The sequence below is a fragment of the Cellulophaga lytica DSM 7489 genome, from assembly GCF_000190595.1.
Classification (GTDB): domain Bacteria; phylum Bacteroidota; class Bacteroidia; order Flavobacteriales; family Flavobacteriaceae; genus Cellulophaga; species Cellulophaga lytica.
This window is the reverse complement of record NC_015167.1, coordinates 2,343,281-2,364,401: the sequence shown is the minus strand read 5'-3', so window position 1 is coordinate 2,364,401 and position 21,121 is coordinate 2,343,281. Positions and strand designations below refer to the sequence as shown.

The following is a 21,121-nucleotide window of genomic DNA, read 5'->3' as shown; positions in this document are numbered from 1 at the left end:
ACTACTGTATTAATATTGTTTTTTATTCCAAGCTGGAGCTAAAGAAATTAGTTTAACGTCTTTATAAATAATTGGTGTTATTTTAAATTTTATATTTTGATCTGCTTTAAAATTATATTGATGCTCCTCTTCTACTCCATTATCAGTTAGTAACTCTATTGTATTATTTTTATAATAAGCATACGTACCATCTGTATTTAAATGAAACCCTAAAGATGTAATGTATTTTATAGAATTGTAATTTAATTTTATGGTTGCATTAAGCGTATTATCTTTTTCATAGATCTTTTTAGATATTAATGTTAAACCTTGTAAAGAGTCGTCTAAAGATGTTTGTTCCATAGCTAATTTTAAACCAACAGTAGCAGCTTCTTCTTGCCCTTTAATTGTAGATAAATTATGTTGCTCTATAGTTATTGTTTTAGACTCTACATCTACAAAAAACACTGTATCTGTACTAACAAGAGGAACTTCTCCTTGTATAAAAAAGCTAATTATAGCCATTACTAAAGATTTTACTTCTACCATATTTTATTTTTTTAAGGAATTGTACTTAGTTCATCTAAAACCCAAATTTTGTTTTGTTTTACAAATCTAAATGTATTTGGCCACCTTCATGAAACTTAGTTGGTTTAGTGGTAGTTACTAAAACCTCTATGTAATTAACCGCTTCTATTGCGTGGTTTACATAAATAGTTTCGCTTTCTGCTAAAAGTCCAATAAAGTGATGTCCAAAAATTAGGTTGTAATCTTCTGCTAAAAATTTTGTTATAGGAATATAAATATCTTGCTCATAAATTTTAGTATACCAATCCTCATCATTATCTCTAGAGTAAGCCAATTTCTTTTGCTCTTTTAGAGTATTCTCTAAACAGTTATAACATCTAATTTTAGAAGCAGATAATTGCTTAAACTTTACAGTGTCTTTTGTTTTTAAGGTTGATAAAAAAGTAGCCCATACTTGTTTCATTTCTTTTAAAGAAACGTCTTCTGTTTTTTGCTGTGCACATACTATGCTAACAATAAATAAAAACATTAAAACAATTTTATTCTTTACCATAACAATTGCACACCAATTAATTGATCGCAATTTACAGCAATACATTGTTATATAAACCCCTTTTTTCAGGGATATTACTTTTTAGAAAAGTCTAAAAAACAGAGTAATAGTGTAATTATTTTTCTTTTGTTTTGGTATCTAAAATCTGCAATAAGGTTGGCATTCTGTAATTACCGTGCATAGATTTAACTAACTCATAAGCCTCATCTAAATTTATACCTATAGCAGATATGTAAAGTGGCTTTATACTGTCTCCCCTTAAAAGAGGCTTACTGTTTGTTTTATTTAAATGAAAACTAGATTTTGCAACACCAACAATAGGATTTTTTTTATCTAGACTATTATATAAATGTCCGCCTAAACCTAATTTTCCGTCATCATCTAATAAAACATAACTATCTACTATTACTAACTCAACATCTTCTAAGTTATACTGTTTAAGCAAACTTAAAATACAAGGTAATTCTCTTTTATAAAATGCACCCGGTTCATAGTCCGGCACATCTTCTATAATTTCTTCCTTTATTTCAAAAACAGTATCATCTAACCAATTATTAAAGCTAACACCTACTGTTTTTGCTTTATTATTGTAGTAATAAGTATCAAAGGCTAAAATCATAATATTTGTTTCTTTTTAAGTTGGCCTTACTTATAGGCATACAAAATTCTTCTACCTCCCAAAATATTTTTGTTCCCTTTTTCAATTAAAATTAGCTTTTCTTTTTCAAAAATTCTTTCAATTTTAAAGATAGTATTGTTGTCTATAATTGCTGTTCTATCTTCTTTTACTATTATATTAAAATTATTTAGTTTTTCGTGTGACTTAAACTTTAGATCTCCATTTAGTTGCTGCATAGAATAGGTTAATGGTCCTTCTGCCAAGTATCGCCAGTACTCTTTTAAACTTCCATTCTTGTTAAGTACATATTTACGTTCAATATCAAACTCAAATTCTTCTATTTTAAATGAACAATCGTGGTCCTTCATTTGTAAATATGGAACAACTTTGTTAGCGCAATTTGTATTATTAGGGCTTATTTCTTCATCTAAAACCCTATATTTCACAGTGATTTCAGCAGACTTAGGCAGTTTAGCTATGTTTTTCATACAACCAAAGTTTAATACAAGTAGAAGAAGAACTATTTTTTTCATTATCTTTTTTTATAATTAAAACGTTTACTTTATACGAAAAACTACCAGTAAGTGCCAACCAAAAACGTCATACGTATAAAGGCTACAACACTGTCTTTTGTTAATTGTAAAGGAGTATCTAAACTGGTAACTTCATCACCATCTACAAAAACAACAAAAAGACCGTCTTTAAAAGCAAGTAGTACATTATCTATAGCTTCTTGTTCTACAGCTAAATCTTTATTTGCTAAATCGCCAAAATCTACTTTACCACTCTGGGCTTGTTCTTGTATTTCTGCCGGACTTAAAAAACCAACTACATTAACCTCTACTCTTTTTTTATTAAAAGCTTCTACTTGGTTTTTTACACAACCTACCAATAACTGTTGCAAGTTATTAGGAGTTGCGTCTAAGGTTAATGGTATTTGTTTTACCTTTTTTTTACCTAGTCTTTTAAGTTGTAGTGTTAGTTGTGGCATACGTATTTATAGTTTTTTGGCGCGTTAGGGATTGGCGTGTAAAGCCCACAGTGCGATAGCACGAGGACTTGCAACAAAAGCCCGCCCCACCTTAAGTGGGGAACGCCCTTATTATTTTTAAATTAGCTATTAATTTGTGCTAAAATGGTTGGATCTTGTATTTTGTTGTCTTCTGATAAAAGCTTCATTTTAGAAATAATTTCTGCCGATTTTGGATCGTCGTCTACAAAGGGTAAAAACATACGTCCTCTGTGCTGACTGTGAACCGGAATTATAGATAATTGTAAGCCGTTTTTACTTACTTGTCCGCTTCCTAAATGTATGCTATACTCGCCCAAAGTACCTGCTACCAATATGTGGCGCTCTTTAACTGTAATGTTTTTAAGTTTAAAAAGCTGTGCAGACTCGGTTGCCAATGCTGCTCGCATTTGCATAGTGCTATGGCTAGCTTCTGGGTCTACACCACCTACGTGAGCAACACTAACCACAAGGTCTATGTCTCTCATAATTTCACTAAAAACTACAGATGGCACGTCTTTTAACGGAATTGGCTTGTAATTTTCTAAGGAATAAAATACAATGTGCTCTAAGGTTGGTGCCTCTATATCTGCTGGAGAAAACCAGTCTGCCATAGCATACATTGTTGCCATAAAGCCTTTTTTATGATATACTTTTTGTAACCCGTCTTCATGACTTACCGTCCAACCTCTGCTACGCAATAATGCTACTGTTTTTTTAGGCTGAATTTGGTGTCCTTGGTAACGCTCTGACTTTGCACCAAGCTCTAGCTCATCTTTAGTAACCAAGTATAACTCTCTAAATACCTGCTTAAACGGCTGTACCAAACGCTCTGCAAATAGGTGTTTTTGGTACAAGTCCCACTGTACGGCTTTGTATAGGTGAGATGGGTGTGCAATTACCAAAACATCATCATCTTGCAATTGATGCTTTTTACCTTCTGTATCTGTTAATACTCCGTCTGTATAAAAACCAGAAAATTCTTTTTCTGGAGCAAACAACACCAATTTGCTAAGCATAACTTTAACTATTGGGTGTTGCATTATTTTTTGAATCTCTGCTGCTGTAAACTCATCTTCATTTACCATTGCATTTTCTAAAGACAAACGGGTTCTACTGTATTGTTTAGATAAGTAAGACTTGCCTTCTTTTAAGGCCAATACTTGCTTGTCTTTTTTATACTTAGCAGGTATAGATTTTTGTTTTTTATTGCCTTTAGTTACTAAAATATCTGTTTTGCCATCTTCTGTAATTACCAGTTCTATAACTGCATCATCAAACTTTAAAACGGCGTTTTCCATTATTGCTAAAGTTGCTTTACTCTCCATAGCCCAACTAAAGCGTACGCGGTCTTGAAAACCTGCGTTTCTAGACAGGTTGTCTAACGCAATTTCTACTGCATTTTTCTCGCTCTCTTGACGTTGTGCACCAAACTGCTTGCTTTCTTTTAAAAACTGTTGCAACAAGTTGTAGCGTTTTAATAAATCTTTTTCTGGAATAGTTTTACTAAGCGGAATTAAGCCTAAAGCACGTACATAGTCTTTATCTCTTTTTTCCTTTATTTTTTTTAAGGTCTCTGTAATTTTTACTTCGCCAAGCATTACACTAGAGTATAGTTTTACTTGTCTGTGCCCATTACCATCTGTAATATATTTGGCTGCTTCATGTAAAATTTTCCAGTTGGCTTTGCCTATACTTTTATACACTTTATTAAACCAGTCTATGTCTATAGCTCCAATTGCAAAGTCGGACTTTGGAATATTAGAATACCTAGAAATAATGGTTTCTTTTTCGCTACTCATATATTCTGATGCATGTGCTTGAAACCACCAAACTGCATCTTCTAATTTTTCTAACCCAAGATACTCACCTACAAAACCTGCCCATTGCGTTGCGTAACAAGCAAGCTCTACTAAACGTTTTTTAGGAATTTTAGTTTCATTTGCTAGTGCTGCAAAGTCTGTATAAGTTTCGGTTTCTTTTAACACACTCTTTTTTAAGATAGAGCTAAACTTAGATCTTTTACTGTCTCCATAATAGCTATAACCACGCTCAAAAGTATCTTTACCCATGCGTTGTAGTACTTTAAAAACATAGTCTACACCTTCTACTTTATAAAGAGAAGAAATATATTCTGATGCATCTGTTGCTAAATCTCCACGCTCTAACTCTACAGAAAGTATATTTGCTTTAAGCTCTGCAAGAACACCTTTTGGAACCAATGCTACATCTAAACTACCGTTACGTAGTCTGTAATTTTGCACCCCATCTAAAATAGACATTAGTTCTGATAAGTATAGTGCCTGAAAAAGAAGATCGTCTTTATTAATTATATTTTTTTGATACAACACTAAAGAAATATCTAAATACGGCAATACCAAACCTCTGTCTTGTATTTTTTTATCTGTAATGTCTTTAATGTTTGTTATTACCTTTGGATACCCTATGTATTGTGCAGCCAAATACATTTTTATATCCCAGTATTTTTTTAGTTGTTCTAATGTACCATACTCAGTTAATTCATCTTGATTGATAACACAAACCAAACCATCTACAACACTTACCCAGTTGTAATTGTCATACATATACCCTTTGTATGAAAATTTAGTTGTTTTTAATTTCTCTGGAAAATTAGCAATAACATCTTCCCATAAGCTTAACTTAAAGCTAAATAATGCTGGCATATCTGCGTAAGCATTAAGTAACAGGTTTAATACTTTTGTGTATTTAGAATTTACACTGTAATAACTACGGTCTGATGCGTCTACATTTATAGCTTCTAAATTAGGTACATATTTTTGTACATAATCTTCTAATTTATCATAATTACCATAAGGAGCATTAACTCTATTAATGTAGCGTATGGCCATATACATTTCAAAATCATTAAGGCCACTTTCTTCATACCACTTTATCCAAAGATCTGCTAAAGGAACATTTTTTAAATGTACTTCTGGCGTAACAATTTCTTGAATTCTTTTTATGTTATGAATACCATTTGCAATTAATGTTGTACCTGTTTCTCCATCATAAGCCTCAAACTGGTACTCATAATTTCTATTTTCATGTATAAGATTTATTAACTTATTTATTTGAGTTACAATTTTTTCATCATCTATAAATTTTTTGAACTTAAATTTTGATGGTGTAAAACCAAGTTTATCAAATAAACTTTTAGGCTCTTCAAAATTTACCTGTGGTGTATATAAAGGTGTTAAGTTGTTATAGTCTACAGCTCCAAAACCATTACTAAACGTATACCCTACTTTTGTTTTAGAAAACTTATCTAAAAATACACTTTCGTTCTTTGTAAATTTAGGGCGTTCTTTAAACAGTGTTATTTGTTCTTCTATAAAGTCTGGGTATTTCTCCTCTTCATCTACAATTGTTAGTATTTCTAATGCAGCTAAGCGCCTATCTACACTTTTAGATGTGATTAAATTTTGCGTAGTTTGCTTAAATACTTTTTCTGGCTGCTTAATTACAAGTTTTATTAACCCAGAGCGTAAAGTTTTGTTTTTACGTCCAAATAAATCCTCTATAATATCTAATTCTTTTTGGTATAAAGGCATATGATGAAAAACCGTTAGACCCGTAGACATTACAGACTCATTTCTATCTTTAACTGCTTGGTGCGCTAATTCTCTTCGCCATGCATCTTTAGATAGTACAAGCATTTTTGGTTTTGTTCTTCCGTAACTATATCCAAAAGAATATGTATAATGGTTTGGGAAAATTTTTCTAATATAACTTTCTCTAATTTCTGATGGCAGCTTTGCTAAATCATTAGATAACAAAATTAATTGCTCTTCTGAAGCATGCTTGATTAAAAAATTATAAAAATAGTTTGGTGTAACTGTAAAATTTAGCCAAGAAAAAACCATTCCTTCATACACCTTACCATCTTTTGGTAGACTCGTTGCTATTTTTTCAATTCGACTAAAAAGATCATTATCTATTTCTAAAACAGGTAAATTAACAGTTAACCAATAATCTAATGCAGGGTTATTGCCTAGTTCTTTTTTATAATAATCAACAATAGAATTCTGGGTACGCTGCGTTTGACTTACAAAATACAGACACAGTATTTTTTTCTCTAAACTATCTGTTTTATAAACCAACTCTAATGCTTTTTGGTTAGCAGCATCTACATTTATTAAACCAATAGCCCAAAGACCTATATAAATTTCTAAATTATCATTACTAGTTAAACAGTCTTCAATATTTTTTAAATCTAAAATATGATCTCTACTTAATTCTAAAACTCTTTTTATTGTAGATTTTTTAGGAGCTTCCCAACCAAATCCAAACCACGTGTCTACTGCTCTAACTACACTACTAAAACGAGTTAAATCATGCTCTAAAATTACATTCATCATATATTTTAGAGCTCCCAAACTGGTAGTATCAATAGATTCTAAAATAGTTTGCCTTAACCCTTCTTGGCGTTGTGCTGCAAGCAAAAGTTTAGCTACCAACTCCCAATACGCCTCTTTTTTTGTAAGTAATAAACCTTTAATTATATCCCTACTTATACCACCAATTTCATCTTCGCCCTGTATAATATCTTTTACAACCTCATCTACCAACTCACCCTTAAACTCCAATACAACAGCAAAAAAATAACTGTGTCTATTATCAAAATACGTAGAATACTGAAATTGTTCTTTTAATGACAAATAGCCAAAACCACTACGGTTAGCATATAAAAGACGTTTAAAATACTCTAACTTATTATATAAATGATCTGTGTTTGGTTTTGTTCTAAAAGCTCTTCTACTATACCCGTTTTGGTAAGGCAAGGCATTAAACATACTCCATAACACTGGTAAAAAAGGAGATTGTATATCTCCAAACAAAAAAGAACCTAAGCGTATACCTTCTTCAGTTGCCCATGGGTTTACGGTAGTTTCATCATCAAACACATTAGAGAAAATAGTTACAGTCTCGTGTCTTTGTCGTGGGTTAAGCACATCTGCCACAATCATACCCAACACTTGATATGGATATGAAAACTGTTCAAAATCTGCGTCTGTTAATTCTTCTTTTTTATACTTTTTAATATACGCTTGTGCTTTTTCAAATGGAATCATATAGGTAATATTCTTTTATAAATTTAGGCTTTGTTTACTATGTTTTAAATATAAACTAAGTCTTTATGTTCTTATTTTATTTAATCTTAAAACTTTCGCAAATTATTAAGACTACAAACATTTTTTATCCCTGAATTATGGGATATTTTAGCCTAACTGAATACCGTTATAAAACCTACCTGTAAATATTTTAGGTTTGTAACATTAAAATTAAACTGCCTTATGATAATTGCTAATCACGAATTCGGTTTCAACTTTTTTGAAGAGGAATCATCTTTTAAAAATATTAAAGCTTGCAAAAATTACCCAGAAGATTTTTATTACGAGATTTTTGTACTTGCGAAATCTACTAAAAACAAGCAAATTAGAACGGAGTGTGCTAACATTATAAAAAAACAGGCTCCAGAGGCTTTGCAAATAGCCTTTAAGAGTCGAAAAAAAATAACTACAACAAAAGATTCTAAAGCTTTTGACAAGAAACTGGAATCTATATTGGAGTACGGCCTACTTTCAAAAGATTTAGACCTTTTTAAATTATATAAACTTGTTTGTGAGCGTTTAACGCTTTCGCTTGAATATAGAAGTAAAGAGGTTATTGAACTTTTCATAGAAACACCACGTCTTTTAGGTCAGTTTAATGGTATTAAAGAATTAACAATTAGCACCTCTAGACAGAAAGAAGGTTTTAGTAACGTTGTAAACAACATAACGCAACTTACTTCATTAGAGAAACTTGAACTTGACATTGATTATAAATACATACCAGAAGAACTAGAACGATTAGTTAACTTAAAAGAGTTTATACTAGCAGCACCAAACCTTGTCTGGATTCCTATAGGAATGACCAAGTTAAAAACACTTAAAAAGTTGGAGTTTAGAGGGAGTTTTCCTTTTGGTGATGACGATCCTAACCCTAACATAGTTAACTTTACTTGGCTTACAGAACTTACTAGTTTAAAGCATTTAAGAATGGGCTCTTTTGAAGTAAAAGACCTCTCTAATGTAGAGCTCCCAGCAAGTTTAACAAAATTAGAGCTTTTTAGGCTTAAAAATCTAACTGCTTTACCAGAAACACTTGGTTACTTGCCAAAACTAAAAACATTAAGGCTAAGTGGTATGAGGGAGTTAGAACAATTTCCTGCATCTGTTAGTGAATTTAAAAGGTTAGAGTTTTTTGAGGCAGTTTCTTTACCAAAATTAAAGAAAGTTCCTGCTGCATTTATTTTTGGACCAAATATTAAGCGTTTTAAAAGTTTGCATGTAGCGTTTATACCTTATGGAGAAATGTCTGCAACTAAGTTAAAAAGTATTGTTATCCGAAATCAAAAACTTCTAAGTTTTGTATTAGATAACGCCTTATTTTTTCCTAATTTAAAAGATATAGAAATTATGTGCGATGCTCCAAAACAAAAAAGTGCATATACACTGTCTGCTTTTAAAAAATTGGATACGCTTGCATATAGATTAGCACATAATTTAGAATGGGTTTTAGAGGATATCCACGAGTGTAAAAATCTAAAAGACGTTCTTGTATACGGAATATATAATCCTGTTAAGGGTAAAATAACAAATGCTGATGTTGCTAATTTTCCTCAAGCATTTTCTAAAATAAAGCATTTAAAAACCTTAACAGTACACCGTGCAGAAGCACTAGTTTTAAATACAGATAACTTACCTAGAAAAACAGATAATCTTACCATTAAATTTATAAAACAAGTTAAGCCAGGAACTGAAGATTTTTTAGTAAAAAATATAGAGCTAGTAAGAACACCTATAACTGAATTACAAAAATTTCATTCTCTAATAAGTGCTAAAAAAATGAAATTAGGCGATGTTAATGATGGCAAAAATGAGATTTTAGATTTTAATAATTTTAGAAACCCTGAAAATATTAAAGAATTTAATTTTAACGGCAACGTAAAAGATTTAGGATCAGCACTAAAAACACTTTGTAATTTAGAAACATTAAGCATTGATTTTAATAAAAGTAATACCCAACAAAATAATGATTTAACCACTTATTTACACCCTAACTTAAAAAACTTAACAATTACAAATTTTAACGGTAATACTAGTGTTATTAAATTATTATTAGAACATACACCTAACATAAGGTTTTTAGAAATTAAAGATTGTGAAAGTATTGCAGAATTTCCTAAGGTTACTTTAAATAAACTAAAAACGCTAAAATTATTTTATAACAATGATATACAATCTATAGAAAATTTAGAGGTACCTAACATTGAAACTTTTAAAGTTTTATGGTGTGAAAATTTTGGTTATAATGCTATAGTTACCGCATCACGTTGGAAAACGCTTAAATTTTTATGGTTACAAAGCATTAGTAAAGAATTTGAAACTTACCCAGAGACCATTGCAGACTTAAATTTAGACACCCTATACATAAATGCACCATATACTAAAAGACAAATTCCGAAATGGATAGGAGGAATGAAATCCTTACGAGTATTAGGAATAGAAAAGTTTTGGTATTCCCCATTACCTGTAGAATTAGCCGAATTAACCCAATTAAAAATTATGAGTGTTAATGGGTGTGATTTTACAGAGCAAGTGTCTGATAAATTTAAGAATCTGAATTTAGAGCAATTAATTTATAGGTTTTCAAAATTTAGGGGAGACAATATGAAATGGTCTAAATTCAAAGCACTAGCTAAGAATGAATATAGATTAAGAAGAGATTTTGATAAGGAAGATAGTGAAACTCCAATTTATTAGAGCTATAGTAATACTATAATTATCCCTAAACCCACAATAACGTAGTATTGTATTATTTAATAATAACAGTACTAGGTTAGTTATTTTACATTGTTAGATAATTAAACTTTCAATAATTACTGAAACTTTAAAATATTTAATATATATTTGTGGTGAATTTAAGTTTTTTTAAAAGATGAACTACACAGAAGCAAAATCTAAATTTATAAACACTTGGGGTAGTTTAGGTACTCTTTGGGGCATTAATAAAGCAATGGCACAAATACAGTCGCTCTTATTTATTTCTTCAGAACCACTTTCTATGGAAGAAATTATGGAGGAATTAAAAATCTCTAGAGGTAACACAAGTATGAACTTAAGACAACTTATAGACTGGGGAATTGTTAGTAAAGAGTTTAAAGCCGGCGAACGTAAAGAATATTTTACAACTGAAAAAGATGTGCAAGAATTAGCACGTATAATTGCTAAAGAACGTAGCCGAAGGGAGCTACAACCAACCATAAAAGTATTAAAAGAAGTTAGCAATATAACTCCCGATGGCACAAAAGAAACAGATGTGTTTATTAAACAAACTAAAGCTATGTGCGAGTTAACAGAGACTGCAGATAGTCTTTTAAATAAAATGGCTAATCAACAGCAAAACTGGATTACAAAATCCATTTTAAAAATTTTTAGCTAATCCAACAATGCAAAAAAACATCTTAAATAAAATATTAACTATTGGTATTGGGCTTATTTGGCTTGCAAACGGGTTATTGTGCAAAGTGCTAAACTTAGTTCCAAGACACCAAAAAATTGTAGATAATATTTTAGGTGATGGTTTTGCTAAGCCCCTAACAATTAGCATTGGAGTATTAGAAATTTTTATGGCAGTTTGGATTTTTAGTGGGTATAAATCTAGAGTAAACGCAATGCTACAAATGCTAATAATAGGTGTAATGAATATTTTAGAATTTGCTCTAGTGCCAGAGTTATTGCTTTGGGGTAAATACAACATCGTTTTTGCTTTACTTTTAATTTGTGTGATCTTTTATAATGAATTTCATTTAAAAAAAACAAACTAGTATGGTAGCATCATTAAAAAATCATCCGTTTGCGGTTAAAGCTTTTTTTACAAACTCTACTGTACTTACTTTTGCCATTCCCAAAGAAGAATTAGCACACAGGATACCAAAACACTTACAACTAGACACGTTTAAAGACAAATGGGCTTTTGTAGCTGTTGCAATGGTACAAACAAAAGATTTACGACCTAAAGGGTTGCCTAAATTTATGGGCAATAACTTTTTTTTAATAGGCTATAGAGTTTTTGTTACATACACTAACAAGGCAGGTAAGCGCTTACGAGGATTGTATATTTTAAAGTCAGAAACCAATAAAAAGAAAATGCAGTTTATGGGTAATATTTTTACACATTACAACTACACCACAACAGACATTACAATTAAAAAAGAACTTAAAAACACACAAATAACCTCTTTAAATTCAAACTTTAAAATTGATTATAATAATAACTTAAACGATGTTAACCTGCCTAAAAACTCACCTTTTAGCACCTACAAAGAAGCACGTAGGTTTGCAGGACCATTACCGTTTACTTTTACGTACAATAAAGAAAAAAATAGCATTTTAATTATTGAAGGAGTGCGGCAAAATTGGAAACCATCTCCTATATATATCAATGAATATCACTTTAATTTTTTAAAAGAAGTCGGGTTTAAAAACGCTGTTTTAGCTAATGCTTTTTGCATAAAAAACATACCATATTATTGGAAAAAAGGAAAACTAGAATTATGGTAACAAACCGAAAAAAATTTCAAGGGGTATTAAATATTTTAAGTTTTAACAGGCATTTTTATGTTATTGGCTTACTTGTATTAGCCATTGCATTAACAGTTATATTATTACTAAAACTACCTACTATAATAGTATGGATTACAATTAGTGCATTTGTTTATGGCTTAGTAACTCCTCTTCTAGTTTCTGCATATGTTTACGATTTTTCCGGCTACTACAGTTTTAAATGGTTGCAACCACATATAAATGACAATGCTAGTGTAAAAAAAATTGTAAATATTAATGCTGGTTTTGATGAAACAAGTTTTATTCTTCAGACTAAATTTCCAACATCAGAAATAAAAGTATTCGATTTTTACAATAAAAAACAGCATACAGAGCCTGCCATTGTAAGGGCGCGCAATGTTAGCTTAACATACCCAAACACAAAGCAAATAACAACTAATAAAATTCCGCTTAAAGACCATAGTACAGACCTTGTATTTTTATTATCTGCAGCACATGAAATAAGAAACAATAAAGAAAAAGAAACGTTTTTAAAAGAATGTAAAAGAATATGTAAACCAGAAGGAAAAATAATAATGGTAGAACATTTAAGAGATATACCAAATTTCTTAGCCTTCTCTATTGGTTTTACTCATTTTTTTAGCCGAAAAACTTGGAAGAATGCGTTTAAAAATGCTGGCTTTTCTAAAATTGAAGAAGTAAAATTTACACCCTTTATGTCGGTTTTTAACTGTAGCAATTAAACAAAAAAATATGCAAATTCATATATACATTATTGGTACGCTATTAATGGTTTTAGCATTAGTACACATTATTTTTCCAAAGTATTTTAATTGGAAAATAGAATTGCAAACCTTAGCGTTAATAAACAGGCAGATGATGACTACGCATACATTTTTTATTGCGTTAACCGTTTTTTTAATGGGGTTATTATGTGTAACATCTGCAACAGAACTTATAGAAACAACTTTAGGAAATAAAGTTGTTTTAGGCTTAGCTATATTTTGGACATTTAGGTTATTTTTTCAATTTTTTGTGTACTCAAAAAAACTTTGGAAAGGCAAAAAATTTGAAACAATAATACACATAATATTCAGTGTATTTTGGGTATATTTATCTACAGTATTTTTCACCATTTATTTTAATAATTAATATATGAGTAAACTAGTAATTGCAGGCGGAACAGGTTTTTTAGGAAATGAGTTACTAGATTTTTACGCTAGTAAGTTTACAGCCATTGTTGTACTAACGCGTAGTAAACCTTACCAAACCAAAAATATTAATTATGTGCAATGGGATGCAAAAACTATTGGTACTTGGCATACTTGTTTAAATAATGCAGATGTACTTATAAATTTAACAGGCAAATCCGTAGACTGTAGGTTTACTAAAAAAAACAAAGAACTTATTTTAAACTCTAGAATAGATTCTACTCTTGCGCTTGGCAAAGCTATAAATTTGGTAGACACCCCTCCAAAAGTATGGTTAAATGCTTCTTCTGCAGCTATATCTCACCCAAACAAAGAAGAAAACGGAGAAGACTTTATGTTAGATGTAGGCTTAGCTTGGGAGAAAGCTTTTGGTAGTATAAAAAATTACAACACAAGAAAAGTAGCTTTGCGCATATCATTAGTTTTTGGAAAAAATGGTGGTGCATTGGTTCCTTTAAAAAAAATAGCTCAATTTGGACTTGGAGGTAAACAAGGTAACGGAAACCAAATGGTAAGCTGGGTACATATTAAAGACTTTGTATCCATTACAAATTTTGCAATAGAAAACTCTAAAATTATAGGGCCTATTGTTGTTGCAGCACCAGATGCAAAATCTAACAAAAAGTTAATGGCCACCATAAGAAAAACGCTTAAGGTGCCTTTTGGTTTACCTGCATTTGCTTGGATGCTAAAAATAGGTGGTTTTATTATAGGCACAGAGCCAAGTTTAATTTTAAATAGTATGAATGTCTATCCTGAAAAACTACTAAAAAACGGATTTAAATTTAAATACGCTACTTTAGAAGCTGCCTTAAAAAACTTAATTAAATAAGCTATTTTTTGTTTTTTATAGCATCGTAACCACCTTCTAAATTTATAGCATTATAACCTAATGCTGCTAATTTTTCAGCTGCTTTAGCACTTCTGCCACCACTTTTACAATACACGTATATTGTTTTGGTTTTTGGTATACTATCAAAATAAGCTACAAATGTATTTTGCAAAACATCTACATTTTTTGCATTTTTTAAATGACCCAAACCGTACTCATCAGAAGTACGTACATCTATTAACAAAGCATTTTTTATATCATTTTGTGAAAATTCTGTGATATGTTTTGACTTACTTTGTGAACAAGCAGTTAAAAACAGTAGTATAAACAGTGAATTTAAAAATGGTCTCATAAAATTTTGTTTTCTTCAAAACTAAACAAATTAATTAAAAATCCCCTACATTTGAAAAATCAACAAGAACTAATGCACCACCTTAATCCAGATACTTGGGTAGATAATTACGCAGATTATCTATTTAATTATGCCGTAGCTAGAGTAAGCGATTCTGAAATTGCTAAAGATCTAGTACAAGAAACTTTTTTTGCAGGATTAAAATCTGCTAAAAATTACAAAGGAGATGCCGCTGAACGTACGTGGCTTATTGCTATTTTAAAAAGAAAAGTGATAGACCATTACCGTAAAATAAATTCTAACAAAGGTAAAGCAGAGGTTAGAATGACGTACAACTCTAACATAGACTCTGATGGAGATTGGCTAGAAGAACAAGTAGCTGACCCATATAGCAAGTTAGACAACAGTGATTTAGAAAATACAGAATTAGGCCTTGCAATTCAAGATTGTATTGCTAAATTGCCTAAGAAACAAGCATTGGTTTTTAAAATGAAAACAATACAAGGAGTAAGTACAGAAGATATTTGTAATGAACTTGGCATTAACGCGTCTAACCTATGGGTAATAATCCATAGAGCTAGAACTACTTTAATGGGATGCTTAAATACTAATTGGTTTTAATTATGATTTCTTGCGAAAAAGCAGCTAAAATCTGCAACAAAAAACAATACAAAGAGGCTACTTTTTTTGAAAAAATAAGTTTATATATTCATCTTGCAATATGTAAAACTTGCCCTCAATTTTCTAGAAAAAACACAGAATTTACATCGCTTTGTGAAAAAGCACATTTGCAATCTTTATCCGAACAAGAAAAGATTAAAATGAAACAAAAACTACAAGAAGAGGTTACTAAATAAAGTAATTAGCAACATATACAATTACAAACCAAAATATAGGAAAAGCTTCTACCCAAAAAGAAGCAAAATATTTTCCTTGTTTACCTTGTGTGTATTGCACTAAAAAGCCAAAGCTAATAAACAATATACCTTTTGCTATTAAATCTAAAGGTGTAATAGTATCTTTTAAATAAGTCACAAAAAAGAAAATAAGTACCACTATACCTGTTGCTATTTTAGTATGTATAACTCCAAATCTTTGTGGTATGGTTTTAAGCGCAGGAGAATCATACTGTAAATCTCTAATTTCAAAAGGCATTAACAAAACCAGCACAATTAAAAAACGCTGAAAAGTTTCAATCCATACGTCTGTAGTTAAACTCATATTGGCAGACAAAACCGGCAGTAATACCGTTACACCTGCCCATACAATAGCTACCATAAATACCTTTAATGCACCAAAACTTCTTAAGTTTTTAGCATTTGGCAAAACCGGCACCGCATACAAGCCCGTAAATAAGCCCAAAGCTCCCATACAATACCACACATCTTTATGTAGAAAAAATGAAAAGTAAACTGCAAAGGCTAATGCAATAAAACTAAACACCTGTATATTTTTATGATACTTATTAGCAACCAAAACATATTTTTTTGCCTCTACTCCATATTTTATAAAATTATAGCACACAATTGTACTAAAAAAACAAAAATAAGCTAAGTTTTGGTTTATGGTTATATCTAAAATAAGTGCCGTAATTTCTAGCAAACAAAACACAGATGCAGCCACATGTATGCTTGCATCTAAGTAAAAATTAAAAATTTGCTTTACCAGCTTCATTACACAAATGTAACTAAACTGTTCATAACATTAATTATTCGTTAAAAACTTTAGATGAAGTACTCTTGAATTTAGCAATTTTGAAAAAAATTATCATTAATTTTGCGCATCTTTTTATAAAAAACACTCTAGAATATGAGAACAGATTTGTTTGCCTTAAGACACATTGGTATAAATGAAAATAATTACCAGCAGATGTTTAAAACTGTTGGAGTTGAAAATTTAGACCAGCTTATATATGAAACCATCCCAGATGATATTAAGCTTAAAAACAACTTAAATTTACCTGAAGCTTTAAGTGAAAATGAGTATTTAGAGCACTTACAAGAACTTGCAGACAAGAATAAAGTTTTTAAATCTTACATTGGTTTAGGATATAATGAAGGGCTACTACCCTCTCCTATTAAAAGAAATATTCTAGAAAACCCAGGTTGGTATACTGCCTATACGCCTTACCAAGCAGAAATTGCTCAGGGCCGTTTAGAAGCCTTATTAAATTTTCAAACTATGGTTTGTGATTTAACAGGTATGGAATTAGCTAACGCATCATTATTAGATGAAAGTACAGCTGCTGCAGAAGCAATGGCTATGCTTTTTGATGTACGTAGCAGACCTCAGAAAAAGGAAAATGTAGTTAAGTTTTTTGTTTCTGAAGAAATACTACCACAAACATTATCATTATTACAAACACGTGCTACACCAATAGGTATAGAACTTGTAATTGGTAATCATGAAGAGTTTACTTTTGGTGCAGATTTCTTTGGTGCCTTACTTCAATATCCAGGTAAATACGGACAAGTAAATGACTATGCTAGTTTTGTAGATAATTGCAACCAAAATAACATAAAAGTTGCCGTTGCCGCAGATATATTAAGCTTAGTAAAGCTTAAAGCTCCTGCAGAATTTGGAGTAGATGTTGTTGTTGGTACTACACAACGTTTTGGTATTCCGTTAGGATACGGTGGCCCACATGCTGCTTTTTTTGCAACAAAAGAAGCCTATAAAAGAAATATTCCTGGCAGAATTATTGGTGTTACCAAAGATACAGATGGTAAACCAGCATTGCGTATGGCCTTACAAACCAGAGAGCAACATATTAAAAGAGACAAGGCTACATCTAATATTTGCACAGCACAAGTTTTACTAGCTGTTATGGCTGGTATGTATGCTGTATATCACGGTCCAAAAGGGTTAGAGTATATTGCTAACAAAGTACACAACACTACAATAAATACTGCAACAGCAATTGAAAAATTAGGTTTTAAACAACTTAATACTGTTTATTTTGATACAATTAAGATAGAAGTTAAGGATGCCAGTGCATTAAAAACAATTGCAGAAAGCAAAAAAATAAACTTTAACTATATTAATGATACTACCGTATCTATATCTATTAATGAAGCTACATCTAAAAAAGATTTTGAAGCTATAGCAGCTTGTTTTGCAGAACTTAATAAAGCTGAAAATACTGCTTCATTTACTGAAGATGTACAAACTGTTATTCCTTCTTCTTTACAACGTAATACTCCATTTTTAGAAAATGAAGTTTTTAATTCTTATCACTCAGAAACAGAATTAATGCGTTACATAAAAAAATTAGAACGTAAAGATTTAGCATTAAATCATTCTATGATTTCTTTAGGATCTTGTACTATGAAACTAAATGCTGCATCAGAAATGCTTCCGTTAAGCTCAGCACAATGGGGTAACATTCATCCGTTTGCTCCTGTAGACCAAGCAGAAGGATATCAAATTTTATTAAAAAGATTAGAAGATCATTTAAGTGAAATTACTGGTTTTGCCGCAACATCTTTACAACCAAACTCTGGCGCACAAGGAGAATATGCAGGTTTAATGGTAATTAGAGCATACCATGAGTCTAGAAACGAAGCGCACAGAAACATATGTCTTATTCCTGCTTCTGCACACGGTACAAACCCTGCCTCTGCTGTAATGGCAGGTATGAAAGTTGTAGTTACCAAAACAGATGATTACGGAAATATAGATGTTAATGACTTAAGAGAAAAAGCAGAATTACATAAAGATAATTTAGCGGCCTTAATGGTAACATACCCATCTACACACGGTGTTTTTGAGTCTTCTATTAAAGAAGTTACACAACTTATACATGACAATGGTGGCCAAGTTTATATGGATGGCGCTAATATGAATGCACAAGTTGGCTTAACAAACCCTGGTAATATTGGCGCAGATGTTTGCCACCTTAACTTACATAAAACTTTTGCTATTCCTCATGGCGGTGGAGGTCCTGGTGTTGGCCCTATCTGTGTTGCACCACAATTGGTTCCGTTTTTACCTGGCAACCCAGTAATTAAAACCGGAGGAGAAAAAGCTATAACGGCAATATCTTCTGCTCCTTGGGGTAGCTCATTGGTTTGTTTAATTTCTTACGGTTATATTGTTATGCTAGGCGAAGAAGGCTTAAGACAATCTACATCAATAGCAATTTTAAACGCCAACTATATTAAAGAAAGGTTAAGTGGTAAGTTTGATGTTTTATATACTGGAGAAAAAGGAAGAGCTGCACATGAAATGATTATTGATTGTAGACCATTTAAACAAAATGGTATAGAAGTTACAGATATTGCCAAACGTTTAATGGACTATGGTTTTCATGCACCAACAGTGTCTTTCCCTGTAGCAGGAACCCTAATGATAGAACCTACAGAAAGTGAAAGTTTAGCAGAGTTAGATCGCTTTTGTGACACAATGTTGTCTATTAGAGCAGAAATTGATGAAGCTACTTTAGACAACCCTAACAATGTTTTAAAAAATTCTCCACACACATTAGATATGGTTACTAATGATGTTTGGGATTTTCCTTATAGCAGACAAAAAGCAGCATTTCCGTTAGAGCACATTGCAGATAACAAATTTTGGCCTGTAGTTAGACGTGTAGATGAAGCGTATGGAGACCGTAATTTAATTTGTACTTGCGCTCCTATTGAAGCTTATATGGAAGCTTAAAACATCAATAAATACAATACCTTACAGCCGTTTAGCATTAACTAAACGGCTTTTTTTATTTCTTTTTTTAAGCTTGAACATCATACAATTTATTATGCATGCATAGTTTTTTAAAAGTGTTTTTTGTAACTTCATCGTGTTAAATTAAAATCTAATTATGCATATCGGAATTACAGGAACAGGTAGCTATATACCTACCATAACTACCTTAAACACAGACTTTATCAATCATACTTTTTTAAACACAGATGGGTCTCCTATTCCTAATTCTAATGAAGTTATTATTGAAAAATTTAAAAAAATAACCGGAATAGCAGAAAGGAGATACGCAAAAAAAGAACTTAACACATCAGATATTGCCTATTTAGCAGCAGAAAGAGCTATTGAGGATGCTAAAATAGACAAAGAAACTATAGATTATATTATAGTTGCCCATAACTTTGGTGATGTAACATACGGACAAACACAAGCAGATACACTGCCGAGTTTAGCTACCAGAGTAAAACATTTATTGCAAATAAAAAATCCAAAATGTATTGCGTATGATATTTTATTTGGATGTCCTGGTTGGATACAAGGTATGATACAAGCTTACGCATTTATAAAAGCTGGCCTAGCCAATAAATGTTTAGTTATTGGTGCAGAAACTTTATCTAGGGTTATAGACCCTTATGATAGAGACTCTATGATATATTCTGATGGTGCTGGGGCAACAATAGTAGAAAACACAGAAAATACAGGTGATATTTTAGCACACAATGCTGCAACTTTTGCTCATAACGAGGCTAATTACTTGTTCTTTGGAGAATCTTACAACAAGGAAGAAAACAACAATACTAGGTACATAAAAATGCACGGCCGTAAAATATATGAGTTTGCAGTTACTCATGTACCGCAGGCTATGAAAGATTGCTTAGATAAAAGTGGTGTAGATATAAACGATGTAAAAAAAATATTTATACACCAAGCCAATGAAAAAATGGATGAAGCAATTGTGCAACGGTTTTACAAACTTTACAACAAACCAATGCCTGAAGATATTATGCCTATGAATATCTACAAGCTTGGTAACAGCTCTGTTGCTACCGTGCCTACCCTGTTTGATTTGGTTAAAAGAGGAAAATTAGAAAATCACGCTGTAAAAAAAGGAGATGTTGTTATATTTGCGAGTGTTGGCGCTGGTATGAACATCAATGCCATAGTTTACAGATATTAAAATGTACGAAAAAACATATCCTAGCAAACGTTTTAAACATACGCTAAAGTTTCTTAATAAACACATTAATACTACAGAGAGTATTTTAGATTTAGGAGTTAAAAACCCTTTATCTAAATTAATGACCTCACAAGGCTTTAATGTAACTAATACTAGCGGAGAAGATTTAGACGTAGATTTTTCTTCTGTAACTACTTCTAAAACAGAAGTTGTAACTGCATTTGAAATTTTTGAGCATTTATTAGCTCCACTTAATATTTTAAAAGAAATAAAGAGTGATAAGCTTGTTGCTAGCATTCCGCTTAACTTATGGTTTGCTCCTGCCTATAGAAGTAAAACTGATAAATGGGATAGACACTACCACGAGTTTGAAGATTGGCAGTTTGACTGGCTTTTAGAAAAAGCTGGCTGGGAAATAAAAGATTCTGCCAAATGGACTAATCCTATAAATAAAATTGGCATTAGACCAATTCTACGTAGTTTTACACCTAGATATTATATTGTATATGCAGAAAGAAAAAAATAATA

20 protein-coding genes are annotated in these 21,121 nt (G+C 31.3%); 12 read left to right on the top strand and 8 right to left on the bottom strand.

Features of this window, described 5'->3' with window-relative positions; all coding sequences use genetic code 11:
* Positions 1 to 9: 9 nt before the first annotated feature.
* The 6 genes from CELLY_RS10565 to CELLY_RS10540 form a co-directional block, all read right to left on the bottom strand.
* The gene (locus CELLY_RS10565) at positions 10 to 528 is read right to left on the bottom strand and encodes a hypothetical protein (protein ID WP_013621667.1); all 519 of its coding nucleotides are present in this window, start codon (positions 526 to 528) and stop codon (positions 10 to 12) included.
* A 58-nt stretch (positions 529 to 586) separates the two neighbouring features.
* Positions 587 to 1,036: a hypothetical protein gene (locus tag CELLY_RS10560; protein ID WP_013621666.1), complete on the bottom strand. Its 450-nt coding sequence runs from the start codon at positions 1,034 to 1,036 to the stop codon at positions 587 to 589.
* 139 nt (positions 1,037 to 1,175) lie between these two features.
* Complete coding sequence (locus CELLY_RS10555; protein ID WP_013621665.1) at positions 1,176 to 1,679, bottom strand: endonuclease V; 504 nt, start codon at positions 1,677 to 1,679, stop codon at positions 1,176 to 1,178.
* A gap of 26 nt (positions 1,680 to 1,705) precedes the next feature.
* A complete protein-coding gene (locus tag CELLY_RS10550; protein ID WP_042256931.1) occupies positions 1,706 to 2,167 on the bottom strand; it encodes a hypothetical protein in 462 nt (153 codons plus the stop codon).
* An 86-nt stretch (positions 2,168 to 2,253) separates the two neighbouring features.
* Complete coding sequence (locus CELLY_RS10545; RefSeq protein ID WP_013621663.1) at positions 2,254 to 2,670, bottom strand: hypothetical protein; 417 nt, start codon at positions 2,668 to 2,670, stop codon at positions 2,254 to 2,256.
* Positions 2,671 to 2,792: 122 nt separating this feature from the next.
* Positions 2,793 to 7,781 carry a DUF4132 domain-containing protein gene (locus CELLY_RS10540; protein WP_013621662.1) on the bottom strand — a complete coding sequence of 1,663 codons (4,989 nt, stop codon included), beginning with the start codon at positions 7,779 to 7,781 and terminating at the stop codon, positions 2,793 to 2,795.
* Between the two features lie 222 nt (positions 7,782 to 8,003).
* On the opposite strand from CELLY_RS10540, the gene CELLY_RS10535 reads away from it, so the two are divergent.
* The 7 genes from CELLY_RS10535 (at position 8,004) to CELLY_RS10505 (ending at position 14,363) form a co-directional block, all read left to right on the top strand.
* On the top strand, positions 8,004 to 10,517 hold the full coding sequence (locus tag CELLY_RS10535) for a leucine-rich repeat domain-containing protein (RefSeq protein WP_013621661.1): 2,514 nt from the start codon (positions 8,004 to 8,006) through the stop codon (positions 10,515 to 10,517).
* Between the two features lie 175 nt (positions 10,518 to 10,692).
* Complete coding sequence (locus CELLY_RS10530; protein ID WP_013621660.1) at positions 10,693 to 11,196, top strand: GbsR/MarR family transcriptional regulator; 504 nt, start codon at positions 10,693 to 10,695, stop codon at positions 11,194 to 11,196.
* A 7-nt stretch (positions 11,197 to 11,203) separates the two neighbouring features.
* A complete protein-coding gene (locus tag CELLY_RS10525) occupies positions 11,204 to 11,581 on the top strand; it encodes a DoxX-like family protein (RefSeq protein ID WP_013621659.1) in 378 nt (125 codons plus the stop codon).
* Position 11,582: 1 nt separating this feature from the next.
* Positions 11,583 to 12,317 (top strand): DUF2071 domain-containing protein, encoded by a 735-nt coding sequence (locus CELLY_RS10520; protein WP_013621658.1) that lies wholly within the window; start codon positions 11,583 to 11,585, stop codon positions 12,315 to 12,317.
* Positions 12,311 to 13,063 (top strand): class I SAM-dependent methyltransferase, encoded by a 753-nt coding sequence (locus CELLY_RS10515; RefSeq protein ID WP_013621657.1) that lies wholly within the window; start codon positions 12,311 to 12,313, stop codon positions 13,061 to 13,063. Before CELLY_RS10520 ends, CELLY_RS10515 begins: the two co-directional genes overlap by 7 nt.
* Positions 13,064 to 13,073: 10 nt before the next feature.
* Complete coding sequence (locus CELLY_RS10510) at positions 13,074 to 13,472, top strand: hypothetical protein (RefSeq protein ID WP_013621656.1); 399 nt, start codon at positions 13,074 to 13,076, stop codon at positions 13,470 to 13,472.
* Positions 13,473 to 13,475: 3 nt separating this feature from the next.
* A complete protein-coding gene (locus CELLY_RS10505) occupies positions 13,476 to 14,363 on the top strand; it encodes a TIGR01777 family oxidoreductase (protein WP_013621655.1) in 888 nt (295 codons plus the stop codon).
* A gap of 1 nt (position 14,364) precedes the next feature.
* Here the strand turns inward: CELLY_RS10505 and CELLY_RS10500 are convergent, their stop codons facing one another.
* Positions 14,365 to 14,715 carry a rhodanese-like domain-containing protein gene (locus CELLY_RS10500; RefSeq protein WP_013621654.1) on the bottom strand — a complete coding sequence of 117 codons (351 nt, stop codon included), beginning with the start codon at positions 14,713 to 14,715 and terminating at the stop codon, positions 14,365 to 14,367.
* Between the two features lie 72 nt (positions 14,716 to 14,787).
* Here CELLY_RS10500 and CELLY_RS10495 point away from each other — a divergent pair, with 72 nt between their 5' ends.
* Positions 14,788 to 15,336: a sigma-70 family RNA polymerase sigma factor gene (locus CELLY_RS10495; protein ID WP_034643329.1), complete on the top strand. Its 549-nt coding sequence runs from the start codon at positions 14,788 to 14,790 to the stop codon at positions 15,334 to 15,336.
* Between the two features lie 2 nt (positions 15,337 to 15,338).
* Positions 15,339 to 15,572 carry a hypothetical protein gene (locus CELLY_RS10490; RefSeq protein WP_013621652.1) on the top strand — a complete coding sequence of 78 codons (234 nt, stop codon included), beginning with the start codon at positions 15,339 to 15,341 and terminating at the stop codon, positions 15,570 to 15,572.
* Here the strand turns inward: CELLY_RS10490 and CELLY_RS10485 are convergent.
* Positions 15,565 to 16,389: a UbiA prenyltransferase family protein gene (locus tag CELLY_RS10485; RefSeq protein WP_013621651.1), complete on the bottom strand. Its 825-nt coding sequence runs from the start codon at positions 16,387 to 16,389 to the stop codon at positions 15,565 to 15,567. The two genes, CELLY_RS10490 and CELLY_RS10485, sit on opposite strands and share 8 nt — an antisense overlap.
* 135 nt (positions 16,390 to 16,524) lie before the next feature.
* Here CELLY_RS10485 and gcvP point away from each other — a divergent pair, with 135 nt between their 5' ends.
* The 3 genes from gcvP to CELLY_RS10470 all read left to right on the top strand — a co-directional run bounded on the left by gcvP (position 16,525) and on the right by CELLY_RS10470 (position 21,119).
* Complete coding sequence (gene gcvP, locus CELLY_RS10480) at positions 16,525 to 19,377, top strand: aminomethyl-transferring glycine dehydrogenase (protein WP_013621650.1); 2,853 nt, start codon at positions 16,525 to 16,527, stop codon at positions 19,375 to 19,377.
* Between the two features lie 157 nt (positions 19,378 to 19,534).
* Positions 19,535 to 20,593 carry a 3-oxoacyl-ACP synthase III family protein gene (locus CELLY_RS10475; protein WP_013621649.1) on the top strand — a complete coding sequence of 353 codons (1,059 nt, stop codon included), beginning with the start codon at positions 19,535 to 19,537 and terminating at the stop codon, positions 20,591 to 20,593.
* 1 nt (position 20,594) lies between these two features.
* On the top strand, positions 20,595 to 21,119 hold the full coding sequence (locus CELLY_RS10470; RefSeq protein WP_013621648.1) for a class I SAM-dependent methyltransferase: 525 nt from the start codon (positions 20,595 to 20,597) through the stop codon (positions 21,117 to 21,119).
* Positions 21,120 to 21,121 lie beyond the last annotated feature (2 nt).